Here is a 14,816-nt window from a genome sequence, read left to right as displayed (position 1 = left end):
GTAAAAGGGAAGAGAAAAAACGGTCACCATCTATGCTAGAATTATAGTAAACGGTTGTATTATTTTTAATAGAACGGATTTCCGTTATCAATGGTTCATCTGAACTATTTGAACAGAATCTTTTTTGGGTCTGTATTGTTATGTAAATATTTTATTTTTTCCTCGAGCAAATGCCGTAAAATAGTGATGAAATTCTTTAAAAATAAAGAATTTATAATTTTTATTTGGATATCTCAAATAATTGATTTTTATTTACACTATTAAACTAAAGCGCTTTAGTTGTAAAACTATATTTATGTTATAAGATAACTTAAAAAGTTTAGTTTTTTTATTACATAGAACTTATTTCAGTAAAAATAATTTATATTTTGTAAGAAAACTAAAGCGGTTTAGTTTGGTGATAAAACAAATGTATTATGAAAAGAAATATTTTTTGCCTATTTGTTGTTTTTGTGTCTGGTCAATCGTTGTTTGGGCAAAGACCTTGCGATGATTATGGTACAGCCTTAAATGATGCTGAAATTTCATTCACCTATAGTGATATTTCTAGTTTATGCCATGGTGTTGGAAATGCAGATGTTTCTAATGCTGATTGGTGGGTGACAGACCCTAGTTCGCATAGTGCTGGTGTCATGATAGACGGGCCACGTACTAAAAAATTGCATGAGGGTAGTGGAAAAGTGTATTTTACTATGAAAATTGATAATAATTCAGGAGTAAATGAAATAGGAAAAATGGAAGTGTATGATGTTACAGCGAGTGAAGTTTTAACTTCTAAAACTGTTTGGCAAAATGAATTTTCAAATTCAGATACTTTTCAAGAATTTGAACTTCATTTTTCTTTACATGGAAGGTTAGACCATGTCATACAGCCAAAATTTACATGGTATGATGAAAGAAAAATAACAATAAGTGAAATTAAGTTTACTACAAATAAACATTTAGTAGGAACACCTCCTATTACAAATCAAAGTGAGAGCTCAATAGGTCATGTAACAAGTTTGATAACAGAAGCTATTAATGGGTTAGGGTTTGATAATGACAACGGGCATGAGTACGACGAGCCAAACAAGAGAGATTTAATATTTGTAGGTAAATATTATATAGCATGGATAGATCAAACAGGGTTTTATGGAAAGTTAAACGGACTGTGGTTGCTAAATGGGCTTGATGGAGATAGTTTGGATTTTGTTCAAAAGGAGGGGACTCGTCCTTATAACTTCTTGGCTATAGGAGAAAAAGGAGATGGTGATTGGCCTATAGGATATGCTGGAGCGGAACATTATGAAATTCCTTCTTCCTTAAATGAAGGGAATGATATATGTCTTAAAGATGCGTGTAACTGGTATAGTATTGATGAAGCTAATGCGGGGAGTGATCCTGATTTTGAGTGGTGGAGTGAATGTGCAACAGTAAACCGGCAACCTTGGGGACAATATAATGCTCCTATTGAAGAATTAGTTTCAGGGGATACATTGATGACTGTTAAGAGTAAGGCCTTGGTAAAAAAACTAGGGGATCCAGATGGGGTCTATGATCAGGATTGGTGTAATACAAATATGCTTTTTTTAGATGGTATTCGTAGGCCAGTTTATTTGTTAATGGGGTATAAATTTTATAGCGATAAGCCTTATTTTGATAGGACATATCAATATTATAATGAAGTTGGAAACCCTGATTTTGGATTTCCTCAAATGGGCCATTGGTCTATTATTCATGGAATTGCTATAACAAAATATGCAAATGACTTCACTTCTAAAATAAATTTAGCTGATTATATTTATCCAAATGAAACATTCTATGAAAAGGGTAGAGATGAGCATGTGGATGTAAAATATAGAATAAAAGATCAGATATATTTACCTAAAAAATGGCGATATATTAATCCCGATCTAGATTTAACAGGAGCAACATCTGGAGATGATGAGTTTGCTTGGGCTAGACAATCGTATACTTTGAGCTCCAATGCTTCTTTCGATGTGGGTAAATCTATACATATGTCACATATTGGTGATTTATTTCATACGGTTTTGCCAGATATTAATGGTGCTACCGGTCACTGTATATGTACACAATTAGGTTGTTTAGAAATTGGTGGCGGCATGTTACCTTTTGGAACCATAGGACAAGAAGGAGGAGGAGGAATTACTGGTTCAATAGCAGGAGGGAAGTATAGTGTTGAAGGGGTTAAACGGATAGGTTTTCCACAAGGGACTTCTATGAAAGATATTGTAAATAAACCATCAAAAAGCTTTGAGTTTAAACAATTTGAAACAGAGAACGATACCATAATTAAAGCATCTGGACATGATGCTATTGCTGAAGGGATCCGGTTAACAACAGCAAGCCATAATGCTGCACATGTTATTTATGGACCTGTACCACAAACATACTTAGGCAACGATAGTATTTCCGTGGCTACAGTAGAGATGAAAGTTGATGTTAATGCTTATATAAAACAATCTGCTACCAAGGTTGCAACCATAGAAGTATATAATATAGACACTAGTACCGTCATATCTTCTAGAGATGTCGAATTAGGAGAATTTCCATTGTCAGATGATGCTAAATATGAATATTTCAGTGTAAAATACAATGCACTAAAATACAATGAAACAAATATATCAAATGATTATATAGTGGTTAGGGTGTATTGGTGGGATAATGTTAATCTCAATATAGATAAAGTGTCAGTTTATAATAAAACAGGTTTTAGCTCGTCATCTTTAAGTACAGCAAGAGAAATTGCTTTAGAAAATCCTGCTTTAATGATATTTCAGCCATACAATCAGAATATTTTAAATCTAAAGCTGGGTGAAGGGAGCAAGTTTAATAAGGAATTGGAGTTAACAACCATGCTTGGAAAAAGTATTAAATTAAATACTTCAAGCCAATTAGGATCAACTTATACATATAATATTTCAAGTTTGTCCTCAGGTCTGTATGTATACAGGGTAAAAATTAATGAGAAATTTATTGTAGGAAAAGTTGTTATTAGTAAATAAGAATGTTCTTTAAATAAGAAGTGTTTAAACTGGTTTAATTCTCAGGGTATTAAAAAGCTCTGAGGATTAAAAAAGTTATTTGGAATAATAATCAAAGAACAATTCATTAATAGAATAACATATAAAATAATACCAACGTCTTGAATGATTATTGTATTTGTCTCTTTTGTAGTTGGTCGATTGGGATTATACTAACTAATTTAATTTAAATTTAAAAATGATTAAAAAAATGTTTCAGCCCTTAAAAAAAGGGGTTTGTGTATGCTTTGCTTTAGCATTTGCAAGTGTTGTCTTTCAGGCAAGAGCAGCAGAACCTATTAATAAAATAAGTCACATATATGCAGGCTTAGAAAAGGAGAGTATAAAATTGATAGAAAAAGATGTTCACTTTCAAGGATATGAAATTAAAGGGACTATTACTGATGAAGCTGGTAAGCCACTTGTAGGTGTTAATATTGTTGAAGCTGGTACTTCGAACGGCGTTGTTTCTGATTTTGACGGAAACTACACCGTTTTAGTTAAATCTTCAAAGGCTGTTTTAGTTTACACGTATTTGGGTTTTAGCACCATTAAAAAAATAGTGAGTAGTAAAGCGACTATTAATGTCGTTATGCAAGAAGATTTATCTCAACTTGATGAAGTGGTGCTTATTGGGTATGGTTCGGTTAAAAAAGCAGATAATACAGGTGCTACGGCTTCCATTAAATCGGATAAATTTTCAAAAGACCGGGTTGTTGTTGATATACAAGACGCGCTTAAAGGAAAATTAAGTGGTGTGCAAATCACCCAAAGCCAAGGAGGTCCTAGTTCTGGAAGTACTGTAATAATTCGTGGTGCAACATCTTTAACAGGAGAGAATAACCCCTTATATATTGTTGATGGAGTTCCTATGGATAATTTTGATTTAAATGCCTCAAATGTCGCATCCGTAGATGTTTTAAAAGATGCTGCATCAACGGCAATTTATGGTTCCAGAGGAGCCAATGGTGTTATTTTAGTAACCACTAAAAAAGCTAAAAAGGGAGTTAGTAAATTCGATGTTACATCTGTAACTGGCTTTTCAGATATCTCCAAGCAGCTTGAACTTTTAGATGCCGGAGGATGGGTAAAACAGATTTACTATCAAAATTCAAATTATGTGAAATTTGCAAATAGAGGAGGGATAACTTATGATCCTGTAAATTTTGATTATTACCAAGATGATGAGGGTAATGTTTGGTCTTTTAATGCTAAAGATGTTCATGGTGAACCAAATACTTATAAAAATTATGAAAACTGGCCAAATACAGTGAATACAAATTGGCAAGATGCCTTGTATAGAACTGGAGTATATCAAAATCATGACTTAGCATTTTCAAGTGGTAAGGAGCATTCTACTATAAGAGTATCATTAAATTACCTTGATCAAGAAGGGATTATGCCTAACAATAAAACAAACAAGGTTTATGGTACGATAAATACAACCAATGATATTAATGATTACATTAAACTCTCTACGAATTCATATTATTCTAAAACCAAAGTCGTAGGGTTTACAGGCGTTGTTCAAAATGCTTTAGTGCAACCACCTATAAAGCCTTTAGAAGGAACCTACGATGTGTCGCATATTCCTGGAAATAGACAAGAAGGTGTAATATCAAGCCCTGTTAAACTAACGGAATTAATGGAACAAAAATGGGGGAATTCTGTATTTCAAACAAACTTAATAGCTAACGTTAAGTTTAATGATAAGTTAAGTTTATCTGTACAAGGGAGCTATAGAGGAGAGCATGCCGAAAATAATTCATACCATCCAAAAACAACTATTTATGGAAGGGATTCCAGAGGTGTAGCCAATTATCATGCTTTTAAATCAGAGCAAATGGTGAATACCAATATATTAAGTTTTAATGATAAAATTGGAGATAATCATAATTTTGCATTTATGTTGGGAGGCTCAATAGAGTCAAATAAAATAAAACAGTTTATAACTAAAGTTAATGGTTTTGCAGTTGAGTCATTGGGTTATAATGGTATTGCAGGAGGAGATACACCTGGTGTTCCAGTTATTCTATCAGATGAATCTAAATTGCTTTCTTCTTTTGGACGTTTAAATTATAATTATAAAGATAAATATTTGCTTAAAGCAACCGTACGTACAGATGGGTCTTCAAAATTTGCTAAAAACAAAAAATGGGGCTATTTTCCATCAGCAGCTATAGCTTGGAAATTATCAAATGAAAAATTTGCCAAAAACATTTCAGGATTTCCAAATACTAAGTTCAGAGCTAGTTGGGGTAGAACAGGAAAACAAGCACTTAGTCCATATCAATCTATATCTGCTATAGATGTAGTTCAAACAACTATTAATGGTGTTGATCGTGCACTAGGAAGTATAACGTCTAGACCAGAAAATCCAAATCTTCAATGGGAAACTGTAAGTGAAACAGACATAGGTATTGATCTAGCATTCGCAAAAAACAAATATATTTTTTCAGCCGATGTATACAGAAAAACGACCGAAGATTTATTGTTAGCCGTTTCTACACCAGGTTATACAGGGTTTACGTCTCAATTAGTTAATCTTGGCAAACTTCAAAACGAAGGGCTAGAATTACAATTAGATGCAACGCCTTTTAGAGGAGGGGATTTTACATGGAACTCAAATTTCAATATATCATTCAACAAATCGAAGGTTATTGAAATAGGGGAAGATAATATACTATATCTTGATTATGGAATATTGAAAGAAGGCGAGGAAATAGGTGAATGGTTCGGATATCAAACTCAGGGATTATGGCAAACTCAGGCAGAAATTGATGCTGCGATAGCAGATGGTTTTATCTCTCAAAATGGTACTGCAGCAAGTGTACTTTATCCAGGGGACTCCAAGTTTGTAGATCAAAACGATGATGGTATTATCGATTCTTTTGATCGTGTATCACTAGGGAGGTCAAGTCCAGATTTTACTGGTGGATTTAGTAATTATTTTACTTATAAAGGTTTTGCTTTAAACGTCATGTTACAATTTAGTTCAGGTTCAAAAATATTTAATCATAACAGAATTTGGCAAGAATCGGGAAGAGGGTTTGCAAATAGTAATGCTGCTACTGCTAATAGATGGTATCCAACTTTATATACTTACGATCCAGCAAATCCAGACAATAAGGAATTAGTACATCAAGGAACTGGTACGAATTACATTAGACGGGTTAAAGGACAAGACGAGAATATATTAACAGATCATTTTATAGAAGATGGCTCGTTTATTCGACTAAGTGATGTTTCAATCTCATATAACCTTTCAAATGAGGTCGTTTCTAAATTAGGAATTAGTAGTTTAAGATTATTTGTTACAGGAAAAAACCTGAAAGTATGGACAAAATATAAAGGTTATGACCCAGAAGTAAATACAGGAAGATATAAATCATTGCTTTCAGGATTTGACGGAGGTGCTTACCCAAGAGAAACTACACTGGCAGTAGGGCTTAATGTATCATTATAAGACAGGTCTTTAAATTTAAAAAATATATTATGAAAAAAAATAAAATAATTTTATTAGTTAGTTTAATAGGACTGTTTGTGTGGCAATCCTGTAGCAACGACATTTTGGAAGAGGTTCCGGCAACGAGTTATTCCGATTCGAATTTTTATAGTACTGAAGAAGGATTAAAAGCAGGAATTCTTGGTGTATACGCTCAAACACAAAAAATGTATGATAACTATATGTCTGTACCTGTAATGTTAGGAACCGATATTGCAGCAACACGATATGCTAGTGAGTATATTGCTACATTTGATTACTTCACTTATACATCTGATGAAAATGCAATTTATCATGCATGGATTCAATATTATAATGGGATAAGTCGTTCTAATATTATTATAAAATCAGCTGAGAATTCTGGAGTTGATGATGCCGTTAAGCAACGCGTTATTGCTGAGGGGAAATTTCTTCGTGCTTGGTTTTATTTTAGAATGGTTCAACTTTGGGGACCAGTACCATTAACACTTGAAGTAAGTAATGAAGAAATACCTCGTAGTTCGGTAGGTGAAATATACGCTCAAATTGTTAAGGATTTAATAGAGGCTACTGCCAATGAGCCTTTGCCGCTAACCAAGGATGCGACCGAGCCTGGGAGAGTTACACATCATGCAGCAAAAACATTATTAGGAAAGGTATATTTAACAATGGCTAGTACAAAAAAGTATGCCAAAGTTGATGATTTACTTAGCCAGGTAGGTAAAGAAGAATATGGTTACAGTTCTATTCCCGAATCTTCATCAGAATTATACAATAAATCTAAGGCTGTATTAAATGAAGTCATTAATAGTGGAACTTATGCTTTATTGGATAAATACAAAGATAATTTCTCAATAGCCAATAAGAATATGAATTCTGAAAGTATTTGGGAAGTGCAATTCTCTAAGGAAAATCCAAGTCAATTTACCAAATGGATGGGAATGGCAACTTGGTTTCCATGGAAATGGCCTGAAGCAGGTTGGGGAGGAGCAGGAAATGTTGCTCCAACCCCGTCTTTTATGTCCTATTACAAAAAAGGAGATAGACGCTTTTATTGGAATAATCCACCATGGAGAATTTCTATGATTAATGGGGCTGAATATGATCAACTCATAGATTGGGAAGATGATTTAGATTTGGTTGTTGGTGGTCAATATATAAATCATTTTTATTGGGGTATGGGAATTACGAAATATAGATGGACTGAAAAATGGAATGAATGGAGTCCTTATGATGGGGTAAACACACCAAATAATGGTATTGTACTTCGTTATGCAGATGTATTATTAATGTATGCGGAGGCAGATTTAGAGGCAAATGGAGGAATAGCTTCACAAACTGCTGTCGATTTGGTGAATGATATACGAAATAGAGCGAGACAATTTAACGATGAAACCGCAACAGGTTTTTCTCCAAACGTAGCAGAATCTAGTACGCCAGAATTTAGTAATTACACATCTGGAAGTCTTGATTTGGATGCTATTATGTTAGAGCGTGCGTTTGAATTATGTTATGAGCATCATCGTAAATTCGATTTGCTTAGAACCAATAGACTTCAGGCAGCTACCCAATCTAGACTACCTGCTAATCCAGGAGTAGGTTATTATTCAGGTGCATTTAATTTTAATGACTATAGACTGCTTTGGCCTATTCCTCAAACAGAAATTGATATTGTGTCCGATAAAGAAGGACTATTTCAAAATACAGGTTATTAGAACTATTTGATTAGTAGCTATTAAGCGATAAAGGCTTAAAATATAATATTTACTATATCCTTTATCGCTTTTTTAGAGTAAAAAATAATGTTTGGCACTTTGTCATAGTCTAACAAAAATGTATATGATGCTAAATAGTTTTTCTTTTTAAAAATATATAATACATGAATAACTTTAATTAATTATTGTATTCACTTCATTTGTTGTTGATCAAATTGGGATGGAACCTTAATTAAACTATAATTAACTTTTTATAAAATAAAATATTATGAATAAAAATTTACTTTTATGTGTAGGATTATTTCTTGCTTCTTTTGTTTTGCCAGCTCAAACATATTACGACTATCTGGATTATGATAGTTGTAAAGATCTTTTAACACTTGATATTGCTAATAGTAACCCAATAAATGGCGCTTATTGGTGGATGGGAGAGAATAGGTATACCAAAGTAGCAAACCCAGACGCTTCAGATACTCAAAACCCATATGTAAAAAAAATACTAGCAACTCATGTTGGTCACTATATTGCATTCAAGTTGCCTGAAACTATAAGTAGTACTGAAGGTTATCAATTTAAATTAAGATATTATGCCCCCGCTTCAACTACTAGTGGTGGGTTTTATGTTAGATTTTTTCATTCTTCCGTAGGACAACATAATAATTATTCTCAAGTGTTTGTAGCTAGTAAGGTGGATGCATCATGGACCGAAATTACTGGGAGTCTAATACCTAATGGAGGTCTTGATTATGATACCGTAGTGATTTATCCTTTATATAACGCTACAAGCGTGGAACCATTATATATTGACGATTTTCAGATAACGGTCGAGCCGACTGCCTCAGCATCTGTTGCTGCAACGTTAGAATCTGGAAATACATGGTATGATTACCCTGGAGGCTCCAGTACAAGTTTAAACCCAATTCAAGGAGGAACCTCTACATTAGATACCACAACGAACCCCAATGCAGAAGGATTAAATAGCACGACAGTAAATAGAGTAGTTAACAATGGAACAGATCATGTTTGGACTACCTATGTTTTAGATGCTGCAATTCCTAATTCAGGAATGTTAAAGTTTAAAGTATTGGCAGATTGTACCAATGGATCAGACCATGGCACAGTAAATGTTAGGCTATTAAATAGTGCCGATGCAATAGTTTTTGACAGTGGGGAAAATAATCAAGAAGTAGGCTATTATGCTCATGCAAATAGGTGGACTGATATAGAGGTAGATTTAAGCCTTGCATCGGGTGGTGACATTAAAAAGGTACATATCTTTTTTGATTATTTTGAGAAGGGAACAGCTGGCAACAAGTATTATTTTGATGCTTTACAAGGGCCATCTTTAGGAGCTGGATCACTTTCTGTTAATGATAAGACCTTGATTTCAACATTAAAATTATACCCTAACCCAGTTAAAGACACATTTGTTTTAAACAAAGAAGTGGAATCTGCCCGAATTTATGATGTATTAGGGAATTTAATACAAACAATTAATAATAAACAAACCCAATTTGGTGTGTCTAATTTAACAAATGGTATGTATTTTATAGAGGTCTTTGTTAAAAATGGAAAGGAAACCATTCGATTTATAAAAAATAACTAAAACGATTTATTTCTCTGATGGTTATAAGCTATTCATTTGTAGTTGGTCGAAATTGGATGCTAGCTTTAATTAGCTAATAGTAAAATTAAAAATAAAAGTAAAAGTAAAAATTATGATAAAGAAAAAGTGTCAATCCTTAAAAAAGGAAGATTATGTATCTATTCCTATCCTTAGTATAATAGGCATTCTTTTTATGTTATTTGTGGGTTTGGGATGTAGTAAAGATAATCCTATAGATGACAATCAAGAACCAGACCCACCTGTTGTTAATATTAATGATGATATTGAGGTTACACCTAAGACTTTTACAGTAGATGAAGAATATTGGTGGCCTAATCAAAATAAAGCCAAAAAGTTAATTATATGCAATCTTTATCCCGAGGCATATGATGAGAGGGTTCTTGCAGAATCACTTGCAGGTATTGCGGCTTGGGCAGTTAATGAAGGATTGAATGATGAAATGGTATGGATTGAAGCATTTCATGGATCCTATCCAATTTGGTTGGATAAATTGAAAGCACGCCAAGGTTTTACAGAAGTAATTAGGCTTACCTTATGGGATATTGTTAGAAGGTTTAATGATAAAGGACTTATACCTGGGTATATTAGTTATAAGGCTGATAATTCAACTGGGAATTCTTATGACGATAGAGCAGGAAGGAATGAGTCAGCGAATTTCGCAACCTCAGCCGCTGCTGTTTTAAAGGGAATAATTGTTGAAAAAAAGCTGAAAGATAAAGCAGAGAAACTAGGAATAAAAATGATTTATGATGCTAATAAGGAAAATTATTTAACCCATTATAGGAGGCTGAAACCAGCTTTAAATAAAAACCTTATTTTAATGAGTGACCCGGCTTATCCGAATCAAAGAGGAATGGCCATAGCACACAATGCAGGTTCATTTTATGGATTAGGCACACCACTGGAAGTGTTTTTAGCAGACTTAAATCCAATATCTCCAGTTTTAGGTTGGAATTTTGGAGGCGAACATACTTATACCGAAGAGGCTTCTATAAACGGACTGTTTACAACAGCCACAAACTGGTGCTGGAATATGACAGTAACCTCTGCTGGAGCTCATGAGTATCAACCTAAAAAGGTAAAGACTGTTTCACATGAAAATATTGACTTTGATAAGGAAGGTAGTTTTCATAGTTTTATTATGTCTGATGGTGATAATATACAATGGCTTTCAGGGAGCTTTTTCCATCATACCGATTATTGGGCAAATGAAAACCACGGTGATTTTCCAATGGGATGGACCACTTGCGTTTCTAATTTATCAGAAACGTATCCAGATGCAATAGATTATCTTTCTGATACACAACCAACTCAAACATCTGTAATTGAATATGGAGGTGGATATCATTACCCAGATATGTTTGGGAAATTAAGAGGAGGTAGTGAACCTATGTTAAGAAAATTTGCTAAGAAAATTAATCTTCATCTTAAAAAAACGGGCGCCAATATTTTTGGCTTTATTACTAGAGACTTGCATAGTGCTGAGGCTAAACTGGCTTTCCAAGTTTATGCTGAAGAATTAGATATAATAGGTATGATTGTTAATGATTTCTCACCTTATGAAAGTGGAAATGGAGAAATATATTGGGCTACAAATAAAGAAGGAAAGCACATACCAATAATTTCATCGAAATACTCATTATGGAACGGCACCAATTTTGAACGATCTGGTGATCCCACTAAAATATCTGGTCTCATTAATTCAGAAAGTAATCAGGCTATTCAGCAAGGGGCTTCAGCCATGAGCTGGACTAATGTGCATGCATGGTCAACCTTTGAGGAGAATGGTGTACAGGCACGTGGACTTACTCCAGTAAAATGGACCATTGATAAATTGGACAGTAATGTAAATGTTGTGTCTCCAGAAGAACTTATTTGGAGAATACGAAAGTTGCATTACCCTAGTGAAGTAAATTAATTACCCTTATAAAAAGTAATTAATCTATTAGATTTTTTTGAACAATGATTAAATCGGTTTGGTTATTGCTTAAGTTTTGAAAGTTAAAAAGATTTTTTAATTAACACTAATAACTAAACCGATGTAGTTATTAAGTTAAACATTTTATTATGAAAATAAGTAAAAGTATTTTTAGTGTTTTTCTTGTTCTTATAACAGGTCAATGGTTATTTGGTCAAAGAGCTTGTGATGATTATGGGGAACCTCTGAATGATCATCAAGTAAGTTTAACTTATTCTGGGGCTAGTTTGTGCCATGATGATACTGGAGCCGTAGATCCAGGTGATAGCCAAAGTTGGTATGCCGATCCAAACTTGCATAATGCAGGGTATCTAGTGAATGGCCCTCGTACATATAAATTACATGAAGGAAGCGGGAAAGCTTTTTTTAGAATAAAGATTGATGATAATCATGGTGCAGCTCAAGTTTTGAATATGGAGGTCATAGATTATACAGATAATAAAGTGTTAAGTTCTAGAGTTATTTGGCAAAATGAATTTGTTAAATCTGATGAGTACCAGGAATTTGAACTCCATTTTTCTCTAGAGGGTAAGCTTAATCACCTTATTCAACCAAGGTTGTATTGGAATGATACAAAAAAAATTACTATTAAAGAATTCAGGTTTACTACAAATAAACATTTAGTAGGAACACCTCGTATCACCAATAAGAGTTCAAGTTCTAGCTCACATGTAGATACTTTAGTTAACAATGCTATAACTGGATTGGGTTTTTCTGCTGGGGGGTACGACGAGCCAAACATGTGGGATTTAATATTTGTAGGTAAGTATTATATAGCATGGATAGATCAAACAGGCTTTTATGGAAAATTAAACGGATTGTGGTTGCTAAATGGGCTTGATGGAGATAGTTTGGATTTTGTTCAAAAGGAGGGGACTCGTCCTTATAACTTCTTGGCTATAGGAGAAAAAGGAGATGGTGACTGGCCTATAGGATATGCTGGAGCGGAACATTATGAAATTCCTTCTTCCTTAAATGAAGGGAATGATTTATGTCTTACTGAAGTGTGTAACTGGTATAGTATTGATGAAGCTAATATGGGGAGTGATCCTGATTTTAAGTGGTGGAGTGAATGTGCAACAGTAAACCGGCAACCTTGGGGACAATATAATGCTCCTATTGAAGCATTAGTTTCAGGGGATACATTTACTGTTAAGAGCAAGGCCTTGGTGAAAAAACTAGGGGATGCAGATGAGGTCTATGATCAGGATTGGTGTAATACAAATATGCTTTTTTTAGATGGTATTCGTAGGCCTGTTTATTTGTTAATGGGGTATAAGTTTTATGGCGATGAGCCTTATTTTGATAGGACATATCAATATTATAATGAAGTTGGAAACCCTGATTTTGGATTTCCTCAAATGGGTGGTTGGTCTATTATTCATGGAATTGCTATAACGAAATATGCAAATGACTTCACTTCTAAAATAAATTTAGCTGATTATATTTATCCAAATGAAACATTCTATGAAAAGGTCAGAGATTCGCATGTGGATGTAAAATATAGAATAAAAGATCAGATATATTTACCTAAAAAATGGCGATATATTAACCCCGATCTAGATTTAACAGGAGCAACATCTGGAGATGATGAGTTTTCTTGGGCTAGACAATCGTATACTTTGAGCTCCAATGCTTCTTTCGATGTAGGTAAATCTATACATATGGCACATATTGGTGATTTATTTCATACGGTTTTGCCAGATATTAATGGTGCTACCGGTCACTGTGTATGTACACAATTAGGTTGTTTAGAAATTGGTGGCGGCATGTTACCTTTTGGAACCATAGGACAAGAAGGAGGCGGCGGAATTACTGGTTCAATAGCAGGAGGGAAGTATAGTGTTGAAGGGGTTAAACGGATAGGTTTTCCACAAGGGACTTCTATGAAAGATATTGTAAATAAACCATCAAAAAGCTTTGAATTTAAACAATTTGAAACAGAGAACGATACCATAATTAAAGCACCAGGGCATGATGCTATTGCTGAAGGGATCCGGTTAACAACAGCAAGCCATAATGCTGCACATGTTATTTATGGACCTGTACCACAAACATATTTGGGAAATGATACCCTGACGGTAGCTTCTGTTCAAATGAAAATAGATAATTACATAAAAAATTCAAATACAGTGGTTGCAACTATTGAGGTTTATGATATAACCACCAATACCTTAATTGCATCTAGGCATGTAGAACAAGGGGAGTTTCCTTTGTCGCCTAGTAGCTATCAGTATTTTAGTGTAATATACAATGCAAAAGAATACAATGAAACAAATATATCAAATGATCATATAGTGGTTAGGGTGTATTGGTGGGATAATCTTAACCTCAATATAGATAAAGTATCATTTTATAATAAACCAGGATTTGTTGACCCTGCTGTAGCAAAAAATGGTAATGGAAAAAATGTACAAACTACCCCTAAGGAAGTTATTATAAACACTCCAGTTTTAACAGTATTTCAGCCACCTAATCAAGATGTTTTAAATGTTAAGTTAGGAAAAGTAAATAGTTTTGATAAGGAAATTGAGTTAATAACATTACTTGGCAAATCTGTAAAATTAAATACATCAGACCAATATGGATCAACATATTCATATGATGTTTCAGGTTTGTCTTCAGGAGTGTATATTTATAAAGTGAAAATTAATGGTAAATCTTTTACAGGAAAAGTTGTAATAGATTAAAGGATGTTTTAATATGCATTTATAATAGAATGCAGAGATTTTTTTTGAGTAGATAAAACATGTAAATCTACATAATAGACTTATCAAAAGTAATTTTCTTAAAAAAACCTGATTGAATTAGAATTTAGTCAGGTTTTTTTTAAGTAATAGTTTTTATTTATACACTTAAAACCCTATATAATATTTTTGTATTATGTTGATTTTTAATGTCTTAAATTGTTGTCGGGTCGAGCGCAGTCGAGACCTATTAAAATTTTAGGTTATTTAAATACCTCTCGACTGCACTCGAGGAGACATAC

6 protein-coding genes are annotated in these 14,816 nt (G+C 33.6%); all 6 read left to right on the top strand.

The features are described from left to right. Nucleotides 1-416 precede the first annotated feature (416 nt). The 6 genes from Q4Q47_RS03225 (at nt 417) to Q4Q47_RS03200 (ending at nt 14,517) form a co-directional block, all read left to right on the top strand. Nucleotides 417-3,005, top strand: coding sequence for a T9SS type A sorting domain-containing protein (locus Q4Q47_RS03225; protein ID WP_303305217.1), 2,589 nt, complete (start codon nt 417-419; stop codon nt 3,003-3,005). Nucleotides 3,006-3,222: 217 nt separating this feature from the next. Beyond that, the gene (locus Q4Q47_RS03220) at nt 3,223-6,489 is read left to right on the top strand and encodes a SusC/RagA family TonB-linked outer membrane protein (RefSeq protein ID WP_303305216.1); all 3,267 of its coding nucleotides are present in this window, start codon (nt 3,223-3,225) and stop codon (nt 6,487-6,489) included. A gap of 29 nt (nt 6,490-6,518) precedes the next feature. Continuing rightward, complete coding sequence (locus Q4Q47_RS03215) at nt 6,519-8,222, top strand: RagB/SusD family nutrient uptake outer membrane protein (RefSeq protein WP_303305215.1); 1,704 nt, start codon at nt 6,519-6,521, stop codon at nt 8,220-8,222. A 268-nt stretch (nt 8,223-8,490) separates the two neighbouring features. Then, complete coding sequence (locus Q4Q47_RS03210; RefSeq protein WP_303305214.1) at nt 8,491-9,828, top strand: T9SS type A sorting domain-containing protein; 1,338 nt, start codon at nt 8,491-8,493, stop codon at nt 9,826-9,828. Between the two features lie 112 nt (nt 9,829-9,940). Beyond that, nucleotides 9,941-11,767, top strand: a complete 1,827-nt coding sequence (locus Q4Q47_RS03205; protein ID WP_303305213.1) for a GxGYxYP domain-containing protein — start codon at nt 9,941-9,943, stop codon at nt 11,765-11,767. A gap of 149 nt (nt 11,768-11,916) precedes the next feature. After that, nucleotides 11,917-14,517: a T9SS type A sorting domain-containing protein gene (locus tag Q4Q47_RS03200; protein ID WP_303305212.1), complete on the top strand. Its 2,601-nt coding sequence runs from the start codon at nt 11,917-11,919 to the stop codon at nt 14,515-14,517. The last annotated feature ends 299 nt before the right edge of the window (nt 14,518-14,816 follow it).

The organism is Flavivirga spongiicola (assembly GCF_030540825.1).
GTDB lineage: Bacteria > Bacteroidota > Bacteroidia > Flavobacteriales > Flavobacteriaceae > Flavivirga > Flavivirga spongiicola.
Note: the sequence above shows the minus strand (reverse complement) of the source record. Positions and strands in the feature narration are given on the sequence as shown.